The sequence below is a fragment of the Brevundimonas sp. FV1ye4L genome (assembly GCF_058681255.1).
The window spans coordinates 1,087,652-1,110,936 of record NZ_CM178734.1 but is presented as its reverse complement, the minus strand read 5'-3'; the positions used below and the strand labels follow the sequence as shown (position 1 = coordinate 1,110,936).

At 67.3% G+C, this 23,285-nt stretch carries 22 protein-coding genes, 1 tRNA gene and 1 pseudogene; 10 read left to right on the top strand and 14 right to left on the bottom strand.

The window, feature by feature from the left end; translation table 11 throughout:
• Nucleotides 1–25 precede the first annotated feature (25 nt).
• Genes pyrC through ruvX form a run of 4 tightly spaced genes read right to left on the bottom strand, consistent with a single transcriptional unit; the run spans nt 26 to nt 3,729 of the window.
• Complete coding sequence (gene pyrC, locus ACW17X_RS05290) at nt 26–1,297, bottom strand: dihydroorotase (protein ID WP_492099985.1); 1,272 nt, start codon at nt 1,295–1,297, stop codon at nt 26–28.
• Entirely contained in the window at nt 1,297–2,277 is a 981-nt protein-coding gene (locus ACW17X_RS05285; RefSeq protein WP_492099984.1) for an aspartate carbamoyltransferase catalytic subunit, read from the bottom strand. Before ACW17X_RS05285 ends, pyrC begins: the two co-directional genes overlap by 1 nt.
• 52 nt (nt 2,278–2,329) lie before the next feature.
• Entirely contained in the window at nt 2,330–3,253 is a 924-nt protein-coding gene (locus tag ACW17X_RS05280; protein WP_492099983.1) for an AEC family transporter, read from the bottom strand.
• Entirely contained in the window at nt 3,250–3,729 is a 480-nt protein-coding gene (gene ruvX, locus ACW17X_RS05275; protein WP_409715049.1) for a Holliday junction resolvase RuvX, read from the bottom strand. Before ruvX ends, ACW17X_RS05280 begins: the two co-directional genes overlap by 4 nt.
• A gap of 280 nt (nt 3,730–4,009) precedes the next feature.
• Between ruvX and ACW17X_RS05270 the strand changes: the two genes are divergently transcribed.
• The 4 genes from ACW17X_RS05270 (at nt 4,010) to ACW17X_RS05255 (ending at nt 7,017) form a co-directional block, all read left to right on the top strand.
• Nucleotides 4,010–4,342, top strand: a complete 333-nt coding sequence (locus ACW17X_RS05270) for a hypothetical protein (protein ID WP_492099982.1) — start codon at nt 4,010–4,012, stop codon at nt 4,340–4,342.
• A 380-nt stretch (nt 4,343–4,722) separates the two neighbouring features.
• On the top strand, nt 4,723–5,010 hold the full coding sequence (gatC, locus tag ACW17X_RS05265; protein ID WP_492099981.1) for an Asp-tRNA(Asn)/Glu-tRNA(Gln) amidotransferase subunit GatC: 288 nt from the start codon (nt 4,723–4,725) through the stop codon (nt 5,008–5,010).
• Nucleotides 5,011–5,012: 2 nt separating this feature from the next.
• Nucleotides 5,013–6,491 (top strand): Asp-tRNA(Asn)/Glu-tRNA(Gln) amidotransferase subunit GatA, encoded by a 1,479-nt coding sequence (gene gatA, locus ACW17X_RS05260; protein ID WP_492099979.1) that lies wholly within the window; start codon nt 5,013–5,015, stop codon nt 6,489–6,491.
• 64 nt (nt 6,492–6,555) lie between these two features.
• Nucleotides 6,556–7,017, top strand: a complete 462-nt coding sequence (locus ACW17X_RS05255; protein ID WP_492086590.1) for a hypothetical protein — start codon at nt 6,556–6,558, stop codon at nt 7,015–7,017.
• Between the two features lie 75 nt (nt 7,018–7,092).
• On the opposite strand, the gene ACW17X_RS05250 is transcribed toward ACW17X_RS05255, so the two are convergent.
• Nucleotides 7,093–7,425 carry a hypothetical protein gene (locus tag ACW17X_RS05250; protein WP_492086591.1) on the bottom strand — a complete coding sequence of 111 codons (333 nt, stop codon included), beginning with the start codon at nt 7,423–7,425 and terminating at the stop codon, nt 7,093–7,095.
• A 97-nt stretch (nt 7,426–7,522) separates the two neighbouring features.
• Between ACW17X_RS05250 and gatB the strand changes: the two genes are divergently transcribed.
• On the top strand, nt 7,523–9,025 hold the full coding sequence (gene gatB / locus ACW17X_RS05245; protein WP_492099978.1) for an Asp-tRNA(Asn)/Glu-tRNA(Gln) amidotransferase subunit GatB: 1,503 nt from the start codon (nt 7,523–7,525) through the stop codon (nt 9,023–9,025).
• A gap of 69 nt (nt 9,026–9,094) precedes the next feature.
• On the opposite strand, the gene ACW17X_RS05240 is transcribed toward gatB, so the two are convergent.
• Together ACW17X_RS05240 and ACW17X_RS05235 are read right to left on the bottom strand one after the other, a co-directional pair.
• The gene (locus ACW17X_RS05240) at nt 9,095–10,093 is read right to left on the bottom strand and encodes an RcnB family protein (protein WP_492099977.1); all 999 of its coding nucleotides are present in this window, start codon (nt 10,091–10,093) and stop codon (nt 9,095–9,097) included.
• A gap of 159 nt (nt 10,094–10,252) precedes the next feature.
• Nucleotides 10,253–10,837, bottom strand: coding sequence for an RcnB family protein (locus ACW17X_RS05235; RefSeq protein ID WP_492099976.1), 585 nt, complete (start codon nt 10,835–10,837; stop codon nt 10,253–10,255).
• A gap of 175 nt (nt 10,838–11,012) precedes the next feature.
• Between ACW17X_RS05235 and ACW17X_RS05230 the strand changes: the two genes are divergently transcribed.
• Together ACW17X_RS05230 and ACW17X_RS05225 are read left to right on the top strand one after the other, a co-directional pair.
• On the top strand, nt 11,013–11,738 hold the full coding sequence (locus ACW17X_RS05230; RefSeq protein WP_492099975.1) for a glutathione S-transferase N-terminal domain-containing protein: 726 nt from the start codon (nt 11,013–11,015) through the stop codon (nt 11,736–11,738).
• A gap of 172 nt (nt 11,739–11,910) precedes the next feature.
• Nucleotides 11,911–12,222 carry a sel1 repeat family protein gene (locus tag ACW17X_RS05225; RefSeq protein WP_492027961.1) on the top strand — a complete coding sequence of 104 codons (312 nt, stop codon included), beginning with the start codon at nt 11,911–11,913 and terminating at the stop codon, nt 12,220–12,222.
• 3 nt (nt 12,223–12,225) lie between these two features.
• Here the strand turns inward: ACW17X_RS05225 and ACW17X_RS05220 are convergent, their stop codons facing one another.
• A complete protein-coding gene (locus tag ACW17X_RS05220) occupies nt 12,226–12,987 on the bottom strand; it encodes a polysaccharide biosynthesis/export family protein (RefSeq protein WP_492099973.1) in 762 nt (253 codons plus the stop codon).
• A gap of 121 nt (nt 12,988–13,108) precedes the next feature.
• On the opposite strand from ACW17X_RS05220, the gene ACW17X_RS05215 reads away from it, so the two are divergent.
• Nucleotides 13,109–14,548 (top strand): GumC family protein, encoded by a 1,440-nt coding sequence (locus tag ACW17X_RS05215; protein WP_492099972.1) that lies wholly within the window; start codon nt 13,109–13,111, stop codon nt 14,546–14,548.
• Between the two features lie 50 nt (nt 14,549–14,598).
• Nucleotides 14,599–15,300, top strand: a complete 702-nt coding sequence (locus ACW17X_RS05210) for a P-loop NTPase family protein (RefSeq protein ID WP_492099971.1) — start codon at nt 14,599–14,601, stop codon at nt 15,298–15,300.
• A 287-nt stretch (nt 15,301–15,587) separates the two neighbouring features.
• Here the strand turns inward: ACW17X_RS05210 and ACW17X_RS05205 are convergent, their stop codons facing one another.
• The 4 genes from ACW17X_RS05205 to ACW17X_RS05190 are packed head-to-tail and all read right to left on the bottom strand — an operon-like array spanning nt 15,588 to nt 20,417.
• Nucleotides 15,588–16,520, bottom strand: coding sequence for a glycosyltransferase family 2 protein (locus ACW17X_RS05205; RefSeq protein WP_492099970.1), 933 nt, complete (start codon nt 16,518–16,520; stop codon nt 15,588–15,590).
• A complete protein-coding gene (locus tag ACW17X_RS05200; RefSeq protein ID WP_492099969.1) occupies nt 16,520–17,461 on the bottom strand; it encodes a glycosyltransferase in 942 nt (313 codons plus the stop codon). The genes ACW17X_RS05205 and ACW17X_RS05200 overlap by 1 nt, the downstream gene beginning before the upstream one ends.
• Nucleotides 17,458–18,903 (bottom strand): oligosaccharide flippase family protein, encoded by a 1,446-nt coding sequence (locus tag ACW17X_RS05195; protein WP_492100435.1) that lies wholly within the window; start codon nt 18,901–18,903, stop codon nt 17,458–17,460. The genes ACW17X_RS05200 and ACW17X_RS05195 overlap by 4 nt, the downstream gene beginning before the upstream one ends.
• 11 nt (nt 18,904–18,914) lie before the next feature.
• Nucleotides 18,915–20,417: an exopolysaccharide biosynthesis polyprenyl glycosylphosphotransferase gene (locus tag ACW17X_RS05190; protein WP_492099968.1), complete on the bottom strand. Its 1,503-nt coding sequence runs from the start codon at nt 20,415–20,417 to the stop codon at nt 18,915–18,917.
• A 122-nt stretch (nt 20,418–20,539) separates the two neighbouring features.
• On the opposite strand from ACW17X_RS05190, the gene ACW17X_RS05185 reads away from it, so the two are divergent.
• Nucleotides 20,540–20,631 (top strand) — tRNA-Ser (locus tag ACW17X_RS05185).
• A gap of 163 nt (nt 20,632–20,794) precedes the next feature.
• On the opposite strand, the pseudogene ACW17X_RS05180 reads toward ACW17X_RS05185, so the two are convergent.
• Together ACW17X_RS05180 and ACW17X_RS05175 are read right to left on the bottom strand one after the other, a co-directional pair.
• Nucleotides 20,795–21,066: pseudogene (locus ACW17X_RS05180) on the bottom strand (DDE-type integrase/transposase/recombinase); the annotation flags it as partial.
• Between the two features lie 145 nt (nt 21,067–21,211).
• Nucleotides 21,212–23,236 (bottom strand): S9 family peptidase, encoded by a 2,025-nt coding sequence (locus tag ACW17X_RS05175; protein WP_492099967.1) that lies wholly within the window; start codon nt 23,234–23,236, stop codon nt 21,212–21,214.
• Nucleotides 23,237–23,285 lie beyond the last annotated feature (49 nt).

Here is a 23,285-nt window from a genome sequence, read left to right as displayed (position 1 = left end):
TGAATGTGGCGGAAAGCCGTCGGAGTCAGTGAACCTTCCGCCCCGCCACCCAGGTCCCGATCACCTTGCCCTGCAGCCGTCGCCCGTCGAACGGCGAGTTCTTCGACTTGGACCGCAGCTTGTCCGCATCGACGATCACCGGCGCGCCGGGATCGAACAGGACCAGGTCGGCGGGCGCGCCCTCGGCCAGCACCCCGGCGTCGAGGCCCAGCAGGGCGGCTGGTCCCTGGGTCAGGGGCCTCAGCACGTCCAGCAGGTCCAGACCGTCCTCGTGGTGCAGGGTCAGGGCGGCGGGCAGCAGGGTCTCCAGACCTACGGCGCCCGGCGCGGCCTCGGCGAAGGGACGGCGCTTGTCCTCGGCGGGGGCCGGGGCGTGGGCCGAGGTGATGACGTCGATCAGGCCTTCGCGCACCGCCTCGATCAGGGCCTGACGATCGGCCTCGGAGCGCAGCGGCGGGTCCAGCCGGTAGAAGGTGCGATAGTCGCCGATGTCCACCTCGTTGAAGCACAGGTGGTTGATCGAGACGCTGACCGCGACCTCCAACCCCTTGGCTCGGGCCCGCGCCAGGGTCTCCAGCGCGCCTTCGGTCGAGATCTGGTCGACCAGGAACCGGGCGCCCGTCTGTTCGACCAGGGCCAGGTCGCGTTCCAGCCCGATCCGCTCAGCGATGGCCGGACTGCCGGACAGACCCAGCCGCGTGGCCAGTTCGCCCGAGGCGGCGACGGCGCCTTCCGTCAGCCACGGATCGGACGGACGGCAGGCGATCAGGGCGTTGAAGGCGGCGGCGTAGCTCATCACCCTTTGCAGGGTGCGGCTGTTGACGATCACCTTGTCGCCGTCGGTGAAATACAGGGCGCCGGCCTCGTCCATCAGGCCGATCTCGGCCATCCGCTGGCCGTCCAGGGCCTTGGTCGCGGCGCCGGCCGCCCGGACATTGACCAGGTTCAGGGCCGCGCCGCGCCGCTGGATGAAGTCGATCATCGCCGGGTCGTCGACGGCGGGGTCGGTGTCGGGCTGGACCACGATGGTGGTCACGCCCCCGGCCGCGGCGGCCAGGCTGGCGGACTTCAGCGTCTCCTTGGGCTCGGCGCCCGGTTCGCCGGTCTTGACCCGGATGTCGATCAGGCCGGGCGCGAGGCACAGGCCGTCGGCGTCGATCACCTGATCGGCGTCGATGGGCGATACGCCGTGAACGACCCGCACGATGCGGCCGTTCTCGATCAGCACGCCGCCGGGGCCGTCATAGTCGGTGGCTGGATCTAGCAGGCGGGCGTTGAGGATGGCGACGGTGGTCATCACTTGTCCCCCCAACGGGCCGACAGGGAGGCCAGCACGGCCATGCGGGCGGCGACGCCCATCTCGACCTGATCCTGGATCAGGGAGACGTCCAGGTCGTCGGCCACGTCGGAATCGATCTCGACGCCCCGGTTCATGGGGCCTGGGTGCATGACCCGGGCGCCCGGCTTGGCCCAGGCCAGCTTCTCGCGGTCCAGGCCCCAGAAGCGGAAATATTCGCGGGTCGAAGGCACCAGGGCGCCGGCCATCCGCTCCAGCTGAAGCCGCAGCATCATCACCACGTCGCAGCCCGCCAACCCCTCGCGCATGTCGTGAAACACCTCGCAGCCCCAGCGGTCGGCGTCGCCGGGCACCAGGGTCGGCGGCCCGACCAGACGCACCCGCGCCCCCATCATCTGCAACATCGCCACGTTCGACCGCGCCACCCGGCTGTGGGTAATGTCGCCGCAGATGGCGACCGTCAGGCTGGTCACATCGCCGAAGGCTCGCCGCATCGACAGCAGGTCCAGCAGGGCCTGGGTCGGGTGTTCGTGCCGGCCGTCCCCGGCGTTGACGACGGCGCAGCCGACCTTCTGGCTCAGCAGCTCCGCCGCGCCCGAGGCCGAGTGGCGGATGACCAGAATGTCCGGCTTCATCGCATTCAGCGTCACCGCCGTATCGATCAGGGTCTCGCCCTTCTTCACCGACGAAGAGGCCACCGGCATGGTCACCACATCGGCGCCCAGCCGCTTGGCGGCGATCTCGAACGAGGAGCTGGTGCGGGTCGAGTTCTCGAAGAACAGGTTTACCACCGTGCGCCCGTGCAGCAGATCCAGGGCCTTGGACGACTGGCGATTGAAGTCGACGAAGGCGTCGCCGAGATCCAGCAACTGCGGCGTGACGAAGGGGTTCAAGTCCGAGGCGGCCAGAAAATGGGCCTTGGGGAACGGAACCAGCCGTTCGCGAATGGTCTGGTCGGCGACGTCGTGGGGCTGGGTCATCGAGACGCGCCTATAGGCGGGAGTCGGCGCAAACGCCAGTGTCGGGCGCCCGTCAGGTGAAGTGGAACAGCATCAGAAGGATCGGAATGACCACGGCGCTGCCCACTGTGGTCAGGGCGATCACCCCCGCGATCAGGGGCGCATCCCCGCCCATCTGGCGCGCCAGGATATAGGAGGCGGCAGAACCCGGCGCGGCTCCGCAGATCAGGGCGATCCCCTGGGCCAGGTTGTCGCCGCCCAACGCCCAGGCGATGAACCACATCAGGGGCGGCATGACCCCCAGCTTGACCAGGGTCACGGCGGCGATGGTGGTGCGGCTTCGCTTGACCTCGGCGAACGAAAGCCCAGCCCCGGCGACGATCAGCCCCAGCGGCAGGGCGGCCGCGCCCAGCAGGTCCAGTGCGTCCGACAGGCCGGGGATCAACGGCACGCGCAACAGGTTCAGCGCCAACCCGATCAGACAGGCCAGCAGGATCGGATTGGCGAGCATCGACTTGGCCAGGCCCAGGGCCGAGGGCTCGCGTTTCAACGAACCCCATTTGGCCAGCACCGCGACGCAGGCGATATTGGTCACCGGAATGATGAAGGCGATGGCGACCGCCGCCATGGCCGTCCCCTCCGAGCCATAGACCGACTGGATCACCGGCACGAAGACGAAACTGTTCCAGCGGATCACGCCCTGAAACACGCTGGTATAGGCCGGCCCGTCCAGCGGGATCAGCGGCTTCGCAGCGAATGTCGCCGCCGCCACGATCAGGGTCGCCCCCACCGCCGCAGCCCCCGCCACCGTCGCACCGCCGCCGGCCAGATCGGCGTGCCAGATCGCCGGGATCAGGAAGCTCGGGTAGAAGATGTTGATCGACAGCTTCTCGATCGGCCGCCACGCCTCATCGGGCAGGAAGCCGGATTTTCGCAGCCCATAGCCCAGGGCGATCATCAGAAAGACCGGCAGGACGCCGGCGATCAGCCCCGTCAAACCCAGGTCGCCTGATCCCGCACCCGATCCAGCGCCCCTTGCAGAATCCAGGCGGCGGCGGTGCGGTCCACGACCTGCGCCCGGCGCTTGCGGTTCAGGTCCAGGTCCTCGATCAGGAACCGCTCGACCGCGCTGGTGGACAGCCGCTCGTCCCAGAAGGCGACGTTGATGGGTCGCAGCCGCTCCAGATTGCGGGCGAAGGCGCGGCACGACTGGGCGCGCGGCCCCTCGGTTCCGTCCATATTGGCGGGCAGGCCGATCACCAGGGCCGACACCTTGCGATGCGCCATCAGCTTGAACAGCTGCTCGGCTTCCAGCGTGAACTTGGACTTGCGGATCAGCTCCAGCGGTGAGGCGATCAGGCGCGTGGCGTCCGACACCGCCACCCCAATGGTCTTCTCGCCCAGATCCAGTCCCATCCACGGCGTGTCGGGCGGGCAGGCGGCGGGCAGGTCGAGGAGGTCAAGAACGGGCACGGCCTGCGGTTAGGACTGGCGCGGGGCGAAGTCAAAGGCGATGGTGCGAGAAATATCGGCCGGGGAGGGCGTGATGCGTGCGACTTCACGGATGGTTGCGCTTGTCGTCGTGGCGACTGTAGCGGGCCCTGTATCGGCTTTTCCTCCCGCTACTTCAGTGAAGTTGAGGCTCGTTGATGCCGGAGTGCTGACAGCGCAAGAGAGAAGCGCGGGCCTCCTTCTCGGCTCACCCGGCGTTCGCCTGTACGGCAAGTCCCAACGCAGGAACGGACGGGCTGGGATGCTCTACATCGGCGTCCCCGGTCGCGATAACGAGCGGCTGTTCCGGCTTGAACGCGTGGCGAACTGGAGCGGCAGCCACATGCCGGTTGGCTGTATAATAGGGAGGCAGCTTGGCGATGAAGAGCGTATCATGTCCGTTACGCTCGACCTCGATGTGGTCATCCCCGGCCCGAGCGGCGGCCAGGAAGTCGTGCTGATGCAGTACAATCTGACTTGGCCGGAGCAGCACCCGCATCTCCTGTCTGCCGGGGTCACGGGGCGATCTAACCCCATCGTTTGGCGCGCGCCGCGTGCAGAGCCGCTGCCTGACTGCTCCTCAGGCAGCCCGTAAGGCAGGCTTAGGTCTTGTTATGATCCTGGGGAATCCGGTCGGACGTCGCGATCGTGCACTGAACAGCGCGGCGCTCAGCCGACGAAATTAATTTGTCGCCCGCACGACACTGCGTTTGCGCAAGGGTTTGAGGCTGATTTCGCGTCCCTAATCCATCGGTCTCCCAGGCCGGATTATAGTGCCGGGTCGTAAACGCGGGAGGCGACCATGAGGTGGATTTGGCAGGTTTGGCGCGTTTGGCGCTTTGTCACCCTGTTTTTGCGCCAAGGGCTCTGTGCCACCGGGGTTGAAGGCGAACACCGCCGCGTTCTTGTGAATCCGCGCCTGTGCCGCTAATCCCGCCCCCTAGACCCCTTTATCGACGTGCATTGGAGGGCCGCATGGCCATCGACGCTGCGACGGTGCGCAAGGTCGCGCATCTCGCCCGCATCAAGACCCCCGAGGATCGGCTGGAGCCGCTGGCCCAGGAGCTGAACGGCATCCTGCAGTGGATCGAACAGCTGAACGAGGTCGATGTCGACGGCGTCGAGCCCATGACCTCGAACGTCGCCCAGCCCCTGCGCCTGCGCGACGACGTGGTCACTGACGGCGGCAAGATCGACGCCGTCCTGTCCAACGCCCCGAAGTCCGCCGACGGCTTCTTCGTCGTGCCCAAGGTGGTCGAATAGTCATGAGCGACCTGACCAAACTGACCCTGAAGGGCGCCGTCGACGGCCTTAAGGCCAAGGACTTTTCCTCGGCCGAAATCACCCAGGCCTTCCTGACCAAGATTGAGGCCGCCAATCCGACCCTGAACGCCTATGTCGAGGTGACCGCGGACAAGGCCATGGGCATGGCCCGCGCGTCCGACGCCCGCATCGCCTCGGGCGAAGCCGGGGTGCTGGAAGGCGCGCCGCTGGGCATCAAGGACCTGTTCTGCACCGAGGGGGTCCAGACCACGGCCGGCTCCAACATGCTGCGCGGCTTCGTGCCGCCGTATGAATCGACCGTCACCGCCAATCTGTGGCGCGACGGGGCGGTCATGCTGGGCAAGCTGAACATGGACGAATTCGCCATGGGCTCGTCCAACGAGACCTCGGCCTTCGGTCCGGTCAAGAACCCGTGGAAATCGACCGGCTCCAACGCCGATCTGACGCCGGGCGGATCCTCGGGCGGTTCGGCCTCGGCCGTCGCCGCCGACCTGTGCCTGGCCGCGACCGCGTCCGACACCGGCGGCTCGATCCGCCAGCCCGCCGCCTTCACCGGCACGGTCGGGATCAAACCCACCTACGGCCGCGCCAGCCGCTTCGGCATGGTGGCCTTCGCGTCTTCGCTGGACCAGGCGGGACCGATCACCAAGACGGTCGAGGACGCGGCCCTGCTGCTGCAATCCATGTGCTCGTTCGACGCCAAGGATTCGACCAGCCTTGACGTCCCGACCCCCGACTGGACCGCTTCGGTCGGCAAGTCGGTCAAGGGGCTGCGCATCGGCGTGCCGCGCGAATATGTCGTGGACGGCATGCCCGCCGAGATCCAGGCCCTGTGGGACCAGGGCGTGGCCTGGCTGAAGGACGCGGGCTGTGAGATCGTCGAGATCAGCCTGCCGCACACGAAGTATGCCCTGCCGACCTATTATATCGTCGCCCCGGCCGAGGCCTCGTCGAACCTGGCCCGTTACGACGGCATGCGGTTCGGGCACCGGGCGGATCAGTTCAGCTCGCTGGACGACCTCTACGCCACCTCGCGCGCCGAGGGCTTCGGCAAGGAGGTTCAGCGTCGTCTGACCATCGGCGCCTATGTGCTGTCGGCCGGTTTCTACGACGCCTATTACGTCCGCGCCCTGAAGGTTCGTCGCCGCATCGCCGAGGACTTCGACAATGTCTGGGGCCAGGTCGACGCCATCCTGACCCCCTCGACCCCGTCGGCCGCCTTCGCCATCGGCGACAAGCAGATCGACCCCCTGACCATGTATCTGAACGACGTCTTCACGGTCACGACCAACCTGGCCGGCCTGCCGGGCATCTCGGTCCCCGCCGGCGTCGATTCCGGCGGCCTCCCGCTGGGCCTCCAGGTCATCGGCAAGGCCCTGGACGAAGCGACGGTCTTCCAAGTCGGCGCGGCGCTGGAACGCGCCGCGGGCTTCACGGCCAAGCCTGGGCAGTGGTGGTGAGTTGACGACAATCCAGGATTGAGGTCAGAGGGGCTAGCTGGTTTAATTTTTGGGGGATCGAGCCATGAAGAAGCTTGCAGTTATCGCGGGGGTTCTTGCCCTTACAGCCCAAGGGGGCTCGGCCTCGGCAGGCGTCTATGCGGACGATCTGACGCGCTGCGTAGTCAGCTCGACAAGCGCGTCTGATCGTATCAGCTTCATCCGGTGGATGTTTGGAGCGATGTCAGCGCATGACGAGGTTGCGCCCCTTTCAACGGTCACGCCTGAACAACGCGCCTCCATGACCGAAGAAGCGGCAAAAATTGTTCAGCGCCTCATTCTCACAGATTGCCGTGAGCAATCCTCGAATGCCTTGAAGTATGAAGGTGAGACGGCGCTGAAGAGCAGTTTCGAAGTCTTCGGTAAGGTCGCCATGGGCGATTTGATGGGCGATCCGAAGGTTTCCACTGCCTTCGGCGGTATGGATTCCTATTTTGACGTCGATCTTTGGGAAGCGTTTTCTCAGGAAGTCGCGGCGCGCGACTAGCGCTAAGGTGATCGGGCCCTTCCCTCTCCTCGAAGGAGAGGGAAGGGCCGGCGTTTCCGCCGACCCTTCATTTCATCAGGCCGCCGGAAGCGCCTTCAGATCGGCGTCGATGGCCGCGATCTTCTCGTCGGTGATGGCTCCCTGGGAGTAGGGGGCGACCTGCCGAAGGGTCATCGCTTTGAACTGGCCATAGGCGGGATGCTTGTCCATGCCGGGCAGGTGCTTCTCAAGCACCGCCTTGGTCGCCGGATCGTTCACCAGGGCCTCGATCGGGCTTTCGATGGTCGGACGCTGGGCATGATGTTCGTCATGGGCGTGATCTTGCGCCGGAGCCGGGGCGGTCTGGGCCGAGGCGGCGCCGACCAGAAGCAGGGAGGCCGCAGCAGCGGCGAACAGGGTCTTGGACATGGGATTCTCCATTGAGGCGACCGATGTTGAGCGCGATTTCGCGACACCCTCAAGACAGCCTCTTTCTCGCCGCCGCCGACGGCGCTAGGACGACCCCATGACCGACACTGTTCCGAACTCGAAAACCATCAAGGGCCGCACCGGCGATTGGGAAATCGTCATGGGGCTGGAGATCCACGCCCAGGTGGCCTCCAAGGCCAAGCTCTTCTCCGGCGCCGCCGTCGGCTTCGGCGCGGGGCCGAACGAACAGGTGTCCCTGGTGGACGCCGGCTTCCCCGGCATGCTGCCGACGCTGAACAAGCACTGCGTCGAACAGGCAGTGAAGACCGGCCTGGGCCTGCGCGCGCAGATCAACAAGCGCAGCCAGTTCGACCGCAAGAACTACTTCTATCCCGACCTGCCGACCGGCTATCAGATCAGCCAGCTCTATTATCCGATCGTCGGTGAAGGCGTGGTCGAGGTGGAGGCCGAGGACGGCAGCTTCTTCAACGTCGGCATTGAGCGCCTGCACCTGGAACAGGATGCGGGCAAGCTGATCCACGACCTGTCGCCGACCGAGAGCTACGTCGACCTGAACCGGGCCGGCACCGCCCTGATGGAGATCGTCTCGCGCCCCGACCTGCGCACGCCGGAAGAGGCGGTCGCCTACGTCAAGAAGATCCGGACCATCCTGATCTATCTGGGCACCTGCGACGGCGACATGGAGAAGGGCAATCTGCGCGCCGACGTGAACGTGTCGGTCTGCCGCGCGGGCAACTACGAGAAGTTCAAGGCCAGCGGCGATTTCCGCTTCCTGGGAACGCGCTGCGAGATCAAGAACGTCAACTCGTTCCGCTTCATCTCCCAGGCGATCCAGTACGAGGCGCGCCGCCAGATCGAGATCCTCGAGGACGGCGGCTCGATCACTCAGGAGACGCGCCTGTTCGACCCGACCAAGGGCGAGACACGTTCGATGCGGTCCAAGGAAGAGGCGCAGGACTATCGCTATTTCCCCGATCCCGACCTGCTGCCGCTGGACCTGGAAGAGGCCTGGATCGCCGAGATCAAGGCGTCCCTGCCAGAACTGCCGGACGAGAAGCGCAAGCGGCTGATGAGCGAGTACGGCCTGTCCCAGTACGACGCCATCGTCCTGATCTCGGAACAGGCCAAGGCTGATTATTTCGAGGCCGCCGCGAAGGGGCGCGACGCCAAGCTGGTGTCCAACTGGGTCACCAACGAGGTCTCGGCGCGTCTGGCCGCCGATGGCAAGGACTTCAGCGAGAACCCGCTGCCGGCCGCCCATGTGGCCCAGCTTGTCGAGCTGATCGAGACCAACGTCATCTCGTCCAAGATCGCCAAGGAGGTCTTCGACCACGTCTGGAACGGCGAGGGTTCTCCGGCCGAGGTGGTCGAGAAGCACGGCCTGAAACAGGTGACCGACACCGGCGCCATCGAGAAGGCCATCGACGACATCATCGCCGCCAATCCGGACAAGGCGGCCGCCGTCGCCGAGAAGCCTCAGGCCCTGGGCTGGTTCGTCGGTCAGGTCATGAAGGCCACCGGCGGCAAGGCCAATCCGGCCGCCGTCAACGACATCCTGAAGGCCAAGCTGGGTTTGTAAAACCCAAGGCCCTCGGCAGATAGTGTGAAGGCCCGGAGATCGCTCTCCGGGCCTTCGATCTTTGCGGGTCTACCAGCGCCAGGCGTCCCGAATGACGTCGATGATATAGCCGTCGTACTCGGCGATCAGATAAATCGTATTGTCGACCAGCACCCAGCGCGTGCCTTCGGGCGGATAGCCGAGACCATAGGTGCGCCAGTCGTCCAGTCGGTAGCGCCAGAAGACGTCCGGCAGATAGTTCCCAACGGACCAATAGCGACCCCAATAGGAGCGTGGGACGCTGTAGTAGCCCCAGCCCGGCGCGAAATAGAAGCCGACCCGCACACCGCTGTAGCCGTGGAAGCGCCGGTCGTTGCGCCACCAGTCGGAGCGGTGGTTGCGATAGAAGTCCCGCCGCCATTGCTCACTGTTGAAGCGGCGTCGGAAGTCGTCATGCCGGTCGCGGTTCTGGTTCCAGCCCGAGCCGGGACGATCTGGGCGACCCGGGCGGTTCCAGTTGTCGTTCGGCCGATCCGGACGGTTCCAGCCGCTGCCAGGACGGTCCGGGCGGCTTGAGTCGCCACCCGGTCTGTCGGGCCTGCCGCCATTGCCGGGCCGATCCGGTCGGTCTGGACGGCCGACATTGTCGCCCGGGCGATCGGGCCGTCCGCCATTGGTGGGGCGGTCTGGCCTGTTCGGACGCCCAGCGCTGTCTCCGGGCCTGTCCGGTCGGTTCCAACCGCCCTCAGGGCGGTCAGGACGGGAAGGGCGGTCGCCGCCGGCGGGACGATCAGGTCTGCCTTCTCCGTTGGACGGGCGATCTGGTCGTGAGGGGCGGTCTTCCGTCCTTGGCCGCTCGGGTCGTGGGGCGCTGTTCTGCGGACGCTCGGGCGGTGAGGTTTCCGTTCTGGACGCGTTCGGCCGGTTCGGAGCCGGGCGTTCTCCGCGTGAGATCTGCGGGCGTTGGGGGCGGTCGGCGTCGCGCTGTTCGCGACGGGTCTGATCGTCCTGAGCGAGAGCTTGGATTGGGGTGGCGAGCGGCCCTGCGACGGCGGCGACGGCGGTGAAAGCCATCAGGAGGCGTTTCATGGTCTTTTTGTTCCTGCACGCCGGTTCTCCGGCGGCTTAAGAGGATGATCGCGCCGCGTCGATGAACCCGAACTGAACAAGGTCTCGTATAGAAACTTGCCTGTGAAACGCCCCGCGAGCGGGTGTCGCGGGGCTTTCCGGTTCAACGACTCAGCGTCCTCAATAGACGTTGGACAGGACGCTTGCGATCAAGCCGGTGGCGACCGCGATCAGCACAATGTCGCTGCCCGCATGGACATAGCGGTAGCCGCGCGGCGCCGGCCGCAGATTGTAAAAGTAGGGGTCGCTGACATAGTAGCTGCGGTACTGGGCCGGCAGATACCCGCCCGTTCTCCAGCGATAGCCGGAGTAGCGCGGTTGGACCCGGTAGTAGCCGTAGCTGGGGGCGTACCAGTAGCCGGAGCGCGGCCCGTTGTAGCCCCGGAAGTCGGACCGTCCGCGCCACCAGTCGCGATTGTTCCGGTCCCAACGGTCGTTACGATAGTCACGGCGGTCATCCCTGCGCTCGTCGCGATAGTCGCGGCGGTCGTCACGGCGGTCCTGACGATAGTCCTGGCGATTGTTGTAGTCGCCTTGACGCCAGTCGCGACGGTCGTCCCGACGTTCGTTGCGATAGTCACGCCGGTCGTCGCGGCGATCCTGGCGGTATTCCCGGCGGTCGCGGTTCTGCGCCTCGGCCAGCATGGGGACGGCCGTGGTGGACAGGGCGATGGCGACGACGGCGGCCTTGGTGAGGCGGTTCATCTGCTTGCTCCATTCTGGGCCGCCGACGGAAACGACGAACTGGCCCGTTAATGACGCTCAAGCTCAGGTTTCTCGCCTGAACGCCTCCTGAACGATCGTGTCAGGATTGAAACCTGCGTTGCGGTAGCGGGCGCACAGGCCCAAATGTCGGTCTTCACCTAGAGGAGGCCGCCGCATGACCGCACCGATTCAGCTCTGGTATTGGCCCACGCCGAACGGGTGGAAGGTCTCAATCGCGCTCGAGGAAATGGGTCTCGCCTATGAGGTCAAGCCGGTGAACATCGGCGCCGGCGAGCAGTTCGAGCCCGCCTTTCAGGCCATTAGTCCCAATGGTCGTATGCCGGCCATCGTCGATCCTGACGGACCCGACGGCGAGCCGATCTCCATCTTCGAGTCCGGCGCAATCCTTCAGTATCTTGGGAACAAGTCGGGGAAGTTCTATCCGACCGAGGTGCGCGCTCGGGTCGAGGTCGATCAATGGCTGTTCTGGCAGGTTGGCGGACTGGGTCCGATGGCGGGTCAGACGCACCACTTCCGCCAGTATGCGCCGGCCATGATCCGCGACCAGCGTCAGATCGCGTACGGCGTGCGACGCTATACGAACGAGACCCATCGCCTGTATGGCGTCATGGACCGTCGCCTGCGGGACCGTGAGTATCTGGCCGGCGACTACTCCATCGCCGACATGGCGGCCTGGCCCTGGGTATTGCCCGCGCTGCAAGGGCAGACGCTGGCTGACTTCCCGAACTTGGCGGCCTGGATCGAGCGTGTCGGGGCGCGGCCGGCGGTCAAGATCGGGCGCGCCCTGCTGGAAGAACGACGCGGGAATGCGGGCGGATCGGGCAAGGATGCGGAGGCGGCGAGGGCGGTTCTGTTCGGTCAAAGGGCGCCGAAGGCGTAAACAAGAGATTTCCAACAGATTTCAGACTTCTGAATCGCTAGAGGAGTATTTATTTCTGCTTTACTGAAAAGTTTGGCGATGGCTTTCGCTGTTAACTTTAACTTCAAGCCGGCGGTATTTGATGCGGTATCAGAGACGGGCCCAGAACGGCGTCCGTTCAGGAGATACGGTGATGAACGCGCAAGAAATGGCGCACGACCCGCAGGCCGCCTCGGACACCGAGGGCCTGCCTCTGCCGACGACCGACATGTCGGGCGACGACCTGTTCAAGCTGGGCATGATGTATTCGGCCGGATCGGGCGGTTGCCCGATGGACCGGGTGTCGGCCCACATGATTTTCAACCTCGCCGCCATGAAGGGCTCGATCGAAGCGCGCGTCTATCGCCGCGAGATGAGCCTGGAGATGGAACGCGAAGAGATCGCCGAGGCGCAGAAGGCGGCGCGCCGGTACATCGACATGGGCGTGGTTCGGCTGGCCGCCTGATCCCTAGAAGGTGGCGTAGCCGTTGCCGTTCGATCCGTTGATCGAATAGCTGAAGCCGATGGGCATGGCGGCGCGCACCTGGGTGAAGAAGGCGGCGAGTTCGCCCAAGGTGGTGCGCGGCACGAAGATGATGTCGCCACGCCGCAGGGCTATGACCTCGCCGCGACGCGGGCGCAGATCGACCACCCGCATCATGCGCGAGCCGCCGGGGCCGCGCCGGATCAGCGCCACGCGGTCCGGCTTGCCGGAGGGCAGGAAACCGCCCGCCTGTACGACAGCCTGATAGGCGTCCAGATCGCCGGTCATCTCGATGACGCCGGGGGTTCGCACCTCGCCGTCGATCCAGACACGGATCGGCCCGGCCTGTCTCAAGGTCACTTCCACGACCGGACGCACCAGTTGCGAGGCGTAGGCGGAAGAGGCCTCTCGCTCCAACTCGGGCAGGGTGCGGTCCGCCGCCATGATCTGGCCGATCAGGGGCAGGGCCACGCGGCCGTCGGGACCGACCTTCAGCGTGCGGGTCAATTCGGCGGCGGTGGGCATGGCCACCTCGATCTCATCGCCGGGATAGAGCAGATACTCCGGTTCCTCGTCGGTCCAGTCGGCGAACGGGATCGTGGGGAATTCGTCACGGCCGGCAGTCTGGACCCTGTCGGTGCGAGAACCAGGGCGCGGCATGCGGGCGGCGTTGCCCGCGCCGCAAGCGGCCAGGGTCGCGGCGGCCGATCCGAGGGCCAGCAGGAACAGTCGGCGATCTGGCGTCATGGAATCGGTTTGGTCCGACGTGAACAGGTTGATTGCAACCTCGCGCCTTATGGGTAACCGATGGTTAACGCCGGTGGGCGAAGGGTGAAACCGAACAAGAGTTTCCTGGATTCGCCCGCCCATGCGTTCGACGGCCTATGTCACGACCCGACCGCGTTACGGCGTGCTGGATGTCGTCGGCCTGCTGTTCCGCGAGCTGGTGCTGATGATCGTCGTCTTCCTGGTCATCTTCGCCCTGGGGGCGGCGGCGGTGCTGACGTTGAAGAAGACCTATACGGCCCAAGGCGCGGTGTTTGCGGGCGTGGGCCAGGAGTATGTCTATCAGCCGCGTGTCGGCACGGCGGAGCGCGGGCAGGCGCCGCAAGGGGACGAGGTGGCCAGTTCGGAGGCGGCCATTCTGAGTTCGGGGCAGGTGCGCCAGCGGGTGGTCGAGGCGCTGGGGCCGGCGGCGATCCTGGGCAAGACGCCGACGGGATCGAAGGCGCAGGCCGAGGCGGCGGCGCGCAAGCTGGTCGGCGGAAGCCTGGGCGTCGGCACGGCGCCCGGCAGCGCGGTCATCCGCCTGAGCTACGAGGCCGACGATCCCGAACGGGCGGCGCGGGTGCTGAACACGGTGATCGAGCAATACCTCGCCTATCGCCGCGCGGTGTTTCAGGACAAGACCCCGGCCATTGCCACCCAGAGACTGGCGTTCGAAGGCGATCTGAGCGCGGCGGATCAGGCCTATGAGCAGTTCCTGACCAGCAACGACATCGGCGACTTCACCGCCGCCAAGACGACCCTGGCGGCCGTCTACCAGACGGTCTTCACCGACCGGATGTCGACCCAGAGCCAGCTGAACCAGACCAGCCAGAGGCTGAACACCCTGGTGGCGCAGCAGGCGGCGACGCCGGCGGAGGTGGCCCTTCAGCAGGACCTGAACATCTCGGCTCAGGACCAGGTGCTGCAGCTGCGGACCGAGCGGGAACAGCTGCTGTCCCGCTACCAGCCCGACGCCCAGCCGGTGAGGGACATCGAGGCGCGGATCGCCCAGTTGCAGGCCTATGTGGGCACAGGCACGGCGGTCGGGCCCAAGGAGGTTCGCACCGGGCCGAACCCGGTGTGGACCGAGCTGGAGACCAACCGGATCAACACCCAGGCCGACCGCGACGCCCTGGCGGCGCGGTTCTCGGCCCTGGATCGTCAATTGACGGACATTCGGGCGCGGCAGGCCCGACTGACGGCGCTGGAGTCGGAAAACGCGACCCTGGCGGGCAATCGCGAGGTGCTGACCGCCAACATCCGCGAGTTCCAGCAGCGCGAGAGCCAGAGCCGCGCCGACAACGCTCTGGTCGCCGCCGGCGCCGACAATGTCACCGTGATCGAGCGGGCGCAGCCGCCGGCGACTGGCAAGAGCCTGAAGGTTCCGGCCCTGGCCGCCGTCTTCCTGTTCGCTGCCTTTACCGCCCTGTGCCTGGGCCTGCTGCGGATCTTTACGCGGCGGGGCTTCTCGACGCCGGATTCGGTGCGGCGGACCCTGGACATGCCGGTCCTGGCGGTGGCGCCGGCCAAGGCGCACTGACAGCGTGGCCGTGATAGGTTGCGGGCTGGTGGAGCGCGCATAGCGATTCGATGGTCGATCTGACGTCCGAAATGGCCGGTCTGTGGGCGGCGCTGGGGCCTGCTCCGGCGCATCGCGCCCGCGTGATCCAGTTCGCCGCCGCCACGACGGGCGAAGGGGTCTCCACCGTGGCGCGAGAGTTTGCGCGGCTGGCCGCCGTTCGGGCGCGCAAGCCAGTCTGGCTGGTGGACGGCGACCTGGCCCAGCAGGGGCAACTGGACGCCATCGCAGCCGAACCGGACCGGTTCGGCCAACTGGGCAAGCCGGCCCAGGCCTCGCCCGACGGGTCCAGCTTCTTCGCCGTCACCCCGGCCCCGACGGGGCGGGACGGCAAGCCGGTTCCGCCCGCGCGCCTGCTGACCGCGCGGCCCTGCCTGGGCGGGCGGCTGTGGACGACCCGGTTCCATATGGAGTCGCTGCGCTCGGGCCACCGCGTCGAGGCGGTGGGGGAGCCCCGCTACTGGGACGCCCTGAGGCCGCACGCCGACACCATCGTCATCGACAGCCCGGCGGCGGACCGCAACGACATGGCGATCATCCTGGCGCCCTTCGTCGACATGACGGTGCTGGTGGTGGCGGCCGGGGGCGCCTCGGCCAGCGGACCGGTGATCCTGCGCGACGAGATCGAGGCCGTCGGCGGCCGTATCGCCGGGGTGGTCATGAACCGCTCGACCTACAAGCCGCCGAAGTTCCTCAGCCGGCTGGCGGGCTGACGTAGAGCCGACGTCGGTGAATGGCACTCGAGAAAAATGAGTGCAATTCGTGTCATTTGAAGCAAGTAGCTGTTATGTAAAGAGAAAAATTGGCACTCCGGTGGCACTGTGCAAGGATTCCGACCTCAGTGGCGTTCACGCTCGGATCCGATAGCGATGTCAAAGACCAACGCCAGATCATACTTCCGATCCGCAGAGTGGTGGTTTGACCGTCGTTTTTATTTTCAACCGCTTGATAAGACGGCGGTTCGTCTTCGGAATTGTGCGCGCTGGCCCATAGTCCCGGCTCAGGTCGTGCTCCGCCTCATCATCGCCGCGCCGTAGAGTTTCGGCTCGAAGCGACTGGTCCAGAAGAACTTGCCGAGGCCCCGCGCGGTGCGGTCGAGGGTTTCGGCGCGGGCGGGGCGGCGGAGCAGGGTCAGGGCGAGGGAGGCGAGGCCCCAGACGGCGGCCTGGGCGGCGCCGATCAGCATCCAGCGGGCGACGCCGGGCCAGTCGCGGCGGGCGGCGGCCATCTGGCTGGGGCTCTGGCCATAGGCGAAGGCGCGCAGCAGGGCGTAGTTCAGGGTGGCGCGGTCGGGGGGCGCGAACTCGTCCACCCAGGCGTCGGCGGCCCAGCCGAACCGGCCGCCGCGCGCTTGCAGGGCGGTGAACAGGCGGTCGTCCTCGCCGCCAGTCTGGTCCATGGCGGTGTCGAAGGGGGCGGGGCCGGGCAGGGCCGTGGCGCGGACCATCAGACTGTTGCCGCAGCCGTGGATCTGGTCGGTCAGGCCGGTCTGGGCAGGGCCGTCGCGGCCGAAGAAGCGTTCGAGATAGGCGGTGGTCCAGCCGGTCCCGTCGGGCACGCGGCCCCGGATCGGGCCGAACAGGACGTCGGCGCCGGTCTGAGACTGGGCCTGCAACAGGGCGGCCAGCCAGCCGGGGGAGGCGGCCTCGTCGTCGTCGAGGAAGGCGATCAGGGGGGCGTCGGTGGCGGCCAAGCCGATGTTGCGGGCCGTGGCGACGCCGGGAACAGGGGCGTGGGCGTAGGTCAAGGGAACCGGCGCCTCGGGCCGCAGGCGGTCGATCACGGCGGCGGCCAAACCGTCGGGGTCATTGTCGGCGACGACCACGGCGGCGATCCGGTCCAGCGACCCGACCTGGGCGAAGACCGAGCGCAGGGCCCGCTCCAGCATGGCGGGGCGACGCAGGGTGGGAATGAGGACGGCGACGTCCTGCATCAGATCGCATCCGCATAGACGGCCGCGCGGTACAGGCGCAGGGCGAAGGCGCGGGTGCGGGTCGGCAACAGGGGCGACAGGGCGGCGCCCCGGGCCATGCGACGGATCAGGGGCAGGGACGGCAGGCGTTTCAGGGCGCGGGCGGCCTTGTAGCTGGGGTAGGTCTGGACGATGGCCGGGTGCAGGGCGACGACGCGGGCGAAGTTGGCGGCGCCCTGGTCGAACTTGCGCGCCAGGTCCGGCACGGTGTCGAGGCCCATATGAGTGGCCGGGTTGTCGATGTGGACCACCTGAAACCGGCGCGCGACCCGCATGGCCCATTCCACATCCTCCCACCCCCAGCCGGTGAAGCCGGGGTCGAAGGATTCGACGGCGAAGACGTCGCGCCGGACCAGCAGGTTGGAGGTGTAGACGTATTTCTCGGGCGTCCTGGCGCGCTGGGCGGCGCGGACGCATTCGCTGGCGCCGGACAAAGCGCGGTGGACGGCGAAGCGGCGGTCGCGCGGCGCCTGTTTCAGCGAGAAGCCGCCGAAGGCCACGGCGGGGTCGTCGCGCGCGATCAGATCGACCCAGGTCTGTAGGAAGCGCGGGCTGTCGGGCTTCATGTCGCTGTCGAGGAACAGCCAGGAGCCGGCGCGGGCGGCGATGGTCAGTCGGTTGCGACCCCGCGCCCGGCCTTCATTGGCGGACAGGGTGACGAGCCGGGCGGGCAGGGCCAGGGCGTCCAGCGCGGCCTTCAGCCGGGCGGTCAGGGCGGCGTCGCCCGTGCCGTCGTCCAGCAGGATCAGCTCGACCCGGCCGGCCAGGGCGGGGCCTTCGGTATCCAGCCGGCGCAGCAGGGGCTCGGGATCGTCGTGCAGGAAGGGGATCAGGACCGACAGGGCGGGCCGTGCGGCTGCCCAGCCGGGATTGTCGTGAATATCGGCGCGGGAGCCGCTCATGCCGTCGCCCCTCGTCGGGCCTGGATCAGGCGGTTCAGCACGTCGCGCACCCCGGCGGCGTTCAGCGTCAGCGCCATGGTCGCATAGACCAGTCCGCCGAGGCTCGCGTCCAGCATCAGTTCGACAAAACCGCCCAGCGGCGGAAGGCGCCAGACCACCAGGGCCATGCCGGTCGAGGCGACGCCGCACCGGATCAGCGCCTCCCATGGAATGGGCAGGGCGATAGCGCGGCGGCTGATGATCAGACAGGCGACCAGGCCTATGGCGAAGCTGAGGGCCGTGGCGACGGCGGCGCCCAGCACGCCCAGCCGGGGGATCAGGATCAGGTTCAGCAGGATGTTGGCCAGGGCCGGAACAGCCATGGTGACCAGCAGCAGGCCGGTCTTCTTGCCCAGGGTGAAGCCGAAGCCGAAATAATAGGCGATCAGGCCGGACATGAAGGCCGAGGCGGCGATCCAGGGCGTGACCAGGGCCGCGGCGACGCGCAGCTCGGGGCCGATCATCAGCTCGGCCAAGGGGCGGGCGACCAGGGACAGGCCGACGGCGGCGGGCAGGCCGATCAGGATCAGGGTCGAACCCTGTTCCAGGGCCGTCTGGCGCAGGGCCTCGCGCCCGCCGCGCTCCAGCGCCATGACCATGGCCGGGGCGCCGGCTGCGCCCAACCAGATGAACATCACGTCCAGGGTGCGGTTCGCCAGGCTGTAGCTGGCGTGATAGGCGCCCACCGCCGCCGCATCCATGAAGGCCGCCAGCAAGAAACGGTCGGTCGAGGCCAGGACCAGGGCCAGGGTCAGGGACGCCGCGATCGGATAGCCATAGGCGGCGTAGGCTTTCAGCCGCGCGCGATCCACGGTTCCGCCGGCCGACTGGCGCAGCTCGCCCGGCAGGATGAAGGGCAGGGCGAACAGGGGGGCGATCATCAGCCCCAGCATGGGCGAGGCCGCGCCGGCGCCGGCCAGGGCGAAACCGGCCCCGACCAGGAAGCCCAGCACGGCGACGCCCATGTCCACCGAGGCGGCCTTGGACACTTCGCCGGCCGCGCGATACCGCTCCTGCGCCAGCTTGGCCAGGTTGCGGATCGGCGCCCCGGCTAAACCAAAGCCGACCGCCAGCTTGAAGGCCGGGGTCAGGGGCAGGAGCCAGACCACCAGGGCGGCCAGCGGCACGAAGACGGCGATGACGGCGAATGACGTCCGGTACAGGCTGGCGAAATGGGTCGCCAGGCCGCCCGGCGTGCGCTCGGCCGCCCAGAAGCGGGCCATGGAGGCCTCCAGCCAGCTGAAGCTGACCGTATGGGCCAGGCTGGTGACGGAGAAGGCCAGGGCGTAGTGGCCGAAATCCTCGGGGCTGAGCAGGCGGGTGAAGACGACGATGGTCAGGAAACCGACCACGCCTTGGACGATCTGGGCCGGCAGATAGCCCCAGACGCCGCGCCAGAACATGCGGGCCTCGCTCACCTGACGGCGGCCCGGTCGCCCAGCAGGACGGGCACGGTGATCAGGATGATCCACAGATCCAGCCAGAAGGACTGGCGCTGGATATAGTCGACGTCCAGCTCGACCCGGCGGCGCACCTCGGCCTCGGTGTTGACCGGGCCGCGCGAGCCCTTGATGGCGGCCCAGCCGGTCATGCCGGGCTTGATGCGGTGGCGATGGGCGTATTCGGCGACCAGAAGCGCGGACTCGGTCTCGCCGGTCTTCATGCCGATGGCGTGCGGGCGGGGACCGACCAGGGACATCTCGCCGGTCAGGACGTTGAAGATCTGGGGCAGCTCGTCCAGGCTGGTGGCGCGGATGAAGCGGCCGACGCGGGTGACGCGGTCGTCATTGGCGGTGATCTGGCGGCTGGCGGTGGCGTCGGCGGCGGCGTGGCGCATCGAGCGGAACTTCCACACCACGATGGCCTCCTGGTTGAAGCCGTGGCGACGCTGGCGGAAGAAGATCGGGCCCGGGCTGTCCAGGCGGATGGCCAGGGCGATCAAGGCCATGACCGGGGCGGCGGCGATCAGGGCCAGGGCGCCGATGACGATGTCCTGCAGCCGTTTGACGAAGGCGCGGGCGTCGGCGCTGGCTCCGCCGCCGATCTGGGCTAGGGGAGCGGCGGCCAGCCGGGTCAGGACCGCATCCCGCCCGGTCTCGGAATCGACGAGAATAGTCAGAGGATTGGGCAGGGTCTCGAGCCGGCGCGTCAGTTCGCGCACGCGCGGCCCGGCCTCGGCGTCGATGGCCAGGACGATCCGGTCGACATAGGGCAGCATCCGGTGGCTCAGCAGGGCCTCGGCGGCCCCGAGCACGGGCACCCCGGCCAGGCTATCGGGCGAGCGGGCCAGACGGTCGTCGAACACGCCCAGCACATTGAGGTCGCGCCGCTCCAGCGCCCGCTCGATCAGGGCCTCGGCGTTCCGGGTGGCGCCGACGATGACGATATTGGGCGACAGGGCCCCCTGACGACGCCAGCGCGCCACCAGCGTCAACCACAGGCCGTGCAGGGCGAGCAGGACGACGGTCGTCCCCAGGCCCCAGGGAATCACGGGGCCCAGACCTTGACCAAGCGCGAAGCCCAGGCCCGCCGCCGCACCGGTCGCCAGCCCGCCGGCCAGAACTACGCAGGCCAGATGGATCAGGGGCGCCGGGTTCGGGCCGAATCGATACAGGCCCAGGCCGCGTAGAACGGCCAGAACCGCGACCGCGCCCACGGCCAGGGGGATGACGGCGCCCAGGGTCAGAGTCCGGGGATCCAGATCGCCCAACGCCCACAGGGCCGCGAGGGCCAGGCCGGCGGCGACCGCCACGTCGGCGGCGCGGAAATAATAGACCGCCAAGCGCACGCTCGACCGCTGGCGGGCGTTCAGCCAGACCTCCGGCCGGAACGGGCCCCGCCCGGCGCGTCCGGCGAGGCCGGGCGCCGCCCCGTCGATCATGGTCGCGGGGGCGAGGGAAGAGGCGCAGTAAGGCATGGCGATCCGTAGTCTGGAAGAGCCGCATAGTGCACAGCCCGCCTCTATGTCGCGTTAACAACAGGTCTTTGGTTCGAAGCGGATTGCACGATGCATCATGCTCGGCTATCGAGCCCTTCGCTGGAGACGTGGCCGAGTGGCTGAAGGCAACGGTTTGCTAAATCGTCGTACCCTGTAAGGGGTACCGAGGGTTCGAATCCCTCCGTCTCCGCCACCCCGTCCTGAACGGCAAGTCCGTTGGAGCAGGGGAATGTCCCTGACATCTCGTCGCCTTACCGCTTGGGCTAGGCCCAGAGCGTGTCTCTGCGCGTCTGGAATCCGCTCCGGTGCTGTCAGATTAACCGCAGCCAGCCGCAAATGCCCCAACCCGCTCCGATCTATGCGGACGCAGCCGCCCAGGCGGCCTCCGCCTCGGCGCGAAAGCGGCGAAGGGTAGGGCGGCTGATCAGATGACGCTGGACGTTGAAGGTCTTGTAGATCGCGGCGTGTGTTGTGAGGAAGCGTTGGACTGAGGCCTGGGACTTGAAGCCCTGTTGCTGGCGCTCTCGTCGTCGGATTGGAAGGTGCGAGTTCTCGACCTTGTTGTTCTTTGGAGGCGGCCTGGACGGTGAAGCGTGGTGAGGCTCAGCTTTCGAGGGGCGGCGCCATATATGGCATGGCGGATAACCTCCGCCGGGAAGCGGCGGCGTTTGAACGATAGCGGCTTCATGAAAATCGTCCCCAGTCAGCCATTTACGCCGACCTTCAGTGGAGACAAGTTAGCGTTTGCCTGACAGCGCCGCTCATTCGCCGGTCTAGTCCTGCTCTTCGTTCTCGGCGTGCGGGGGAGCGGCCCAGACGTAGTCCTGGTCCAGCACGCGCTTGCTGAACCAGTCCATCTGCACATTCACCTGGAACAGGCGGTGCCGCAGTTCTCGGAAATTGTGGGGTTCGCGTGGCGCCAGATAGAGTTCGGTCTCCACGCCCAGCGCCCTCAGCGCCCGGTTCAGCATCACCGACTGTGTCCAGGGCACGCGCTCGTCCTCGGCTCCGGCCAGGATCAGTGTCGGGGTTTTGACCTTGTCCAGCTGGGATAGGGGAGAGTGGTCCGTATACAGATCACGTCGTGCATCCGAGCCGTAAGGCGGGGTCACGAACCACTCGCTGCGCTGCCAACGGGTGTCGGAGGTCAGGTACATCGAGGCCCAGTCCACCGCGCCCGCGCCCGAAGCCGCGGCCTTGAAGCGGTCGGTGACGGTGATCAGACGGTTGGTCATGTGGCCGCCGGCGCTCCACCCCATCACACCCAGGCGATCGGGATCGACCATGCCTAGCGCGACCAGATGGTCGACGCCCGAGAGCACGTCCTTGTCGGCGTAGCGGAAATAGCCGCCGTTCATGCCCTGGAGGAAGGCGTCGCCATAGCCTGTGCCGCCCCGGTAGTTGACGGTCAGGGTCATTGCGCCTCGGGCAGCCAGCAGGGGGTTGAAACGACCGTAGGCGAAGATGTTGAACACATCCGACGAGCGCGGACCTCCGTGGTTCTGGATGATCAGCGGGTAGCGATGACCCGGTTGGTAATCGAGCGGATAGGTCACCAGCCCTTCCAGCGCCTGACCGTCGGGCGCGGTCCACTGGATCGCCTCCTGTTTCGGCAGGCGGAAACGGGTCGCGATGTCGTCATTGAGGTGGGTCACCTGCACCGGCGTCGGAGCGGCGGGGTCGAGCCGGAACACCTCGCCCGGCGAGACGGCCGAAGCCTTGAAATACACCACGGTCCTGCCGTCGCGCGTCACGCTGACGTCGCCGGCGGCGTGATCGCCGCGGGCCAGTGGACGCACGGCCTCGCTCTCGACATCGATGGCGAACAGCTCACGCCGAACGCCCGTGGTGGCGGTGATGTAGATCTCGCGGCCGTCGGCCGACCATACCCCGTCCTCAATCTCGTAGGGCAGGCCGTGAGCCAACTCTCGCGGCGCGCCGCCGGACAAGGGGACGACGAACAGGTTCGAATTGACCGTGCCGTAACGACCGTTCTCGGCTGTGGCCAGAAACAGGGCCGAGCCGCCGTCAGGCGACAGGCGCGGGGTGTTTTCCTCGAAATCGTTGTCGGTCAGCCGTCGGGCTGGGCCTTGTCCGGTCTTGACCCACAACTCGGCCTGGCGGCTGTCATCCCGCAGGTCGGAGACGGCGCGGCGATAGAGGATGGTTTCGGTGTCCGCCGACAGGTCGTAGGCCGCGACCTCGAACTCGCCTTCGATCACCGGTGCGACCCGGCCGTCCGCGACCGTGATCCGCCACAAACGATCGCGCGACTGCGGGCTCTCGAAGGCCAGCATGTCGTCCTTTTCGCGCTTGCGCCGGGCCAACGGCCTGGGGTCGGGAGCATTGGCCAGAAAGTAGATCGCGGAGCCGTCCGGCGACCAGCGCAGGTCCGATGGACTGGTGGGCAGCTTGCCCAGACGCCTGGGTTCGCCGCCGTCGATCGGAGACAGGTAGATCTGTCGGGCGCTGTCGCCGTCGCGTTTGGCGATGAAGGCGAAGCTTTCCCCGTCGGGAGACCAGGTTGCGCCTGAGGCCGGGCCTTCGATCATTCGTCGCGGGGCCGAGCCGTCGAGACCGATACGCCAGATGTCCTCCCGCACGAGGTTGGCGGCCCAGTCGACACGACCGACGGCGTAGAGAACGAAGCGTCCGTCGGGCGAGACCTTGGGATCAGACAGTTTCTCCAACCCGACCAGATCGGCGGCGGTCATGGCGCGCGGCGTGGACCAGGCTTGGCCCGACACCGATGCGAGCATACAGCCGACGGCGACGGCCGCCAGTCGGGAGAGGATCATCGAAGGCTCCGGAAGGGATGTCTCGCCGACGCCCGAGAGCGCCGGCGAG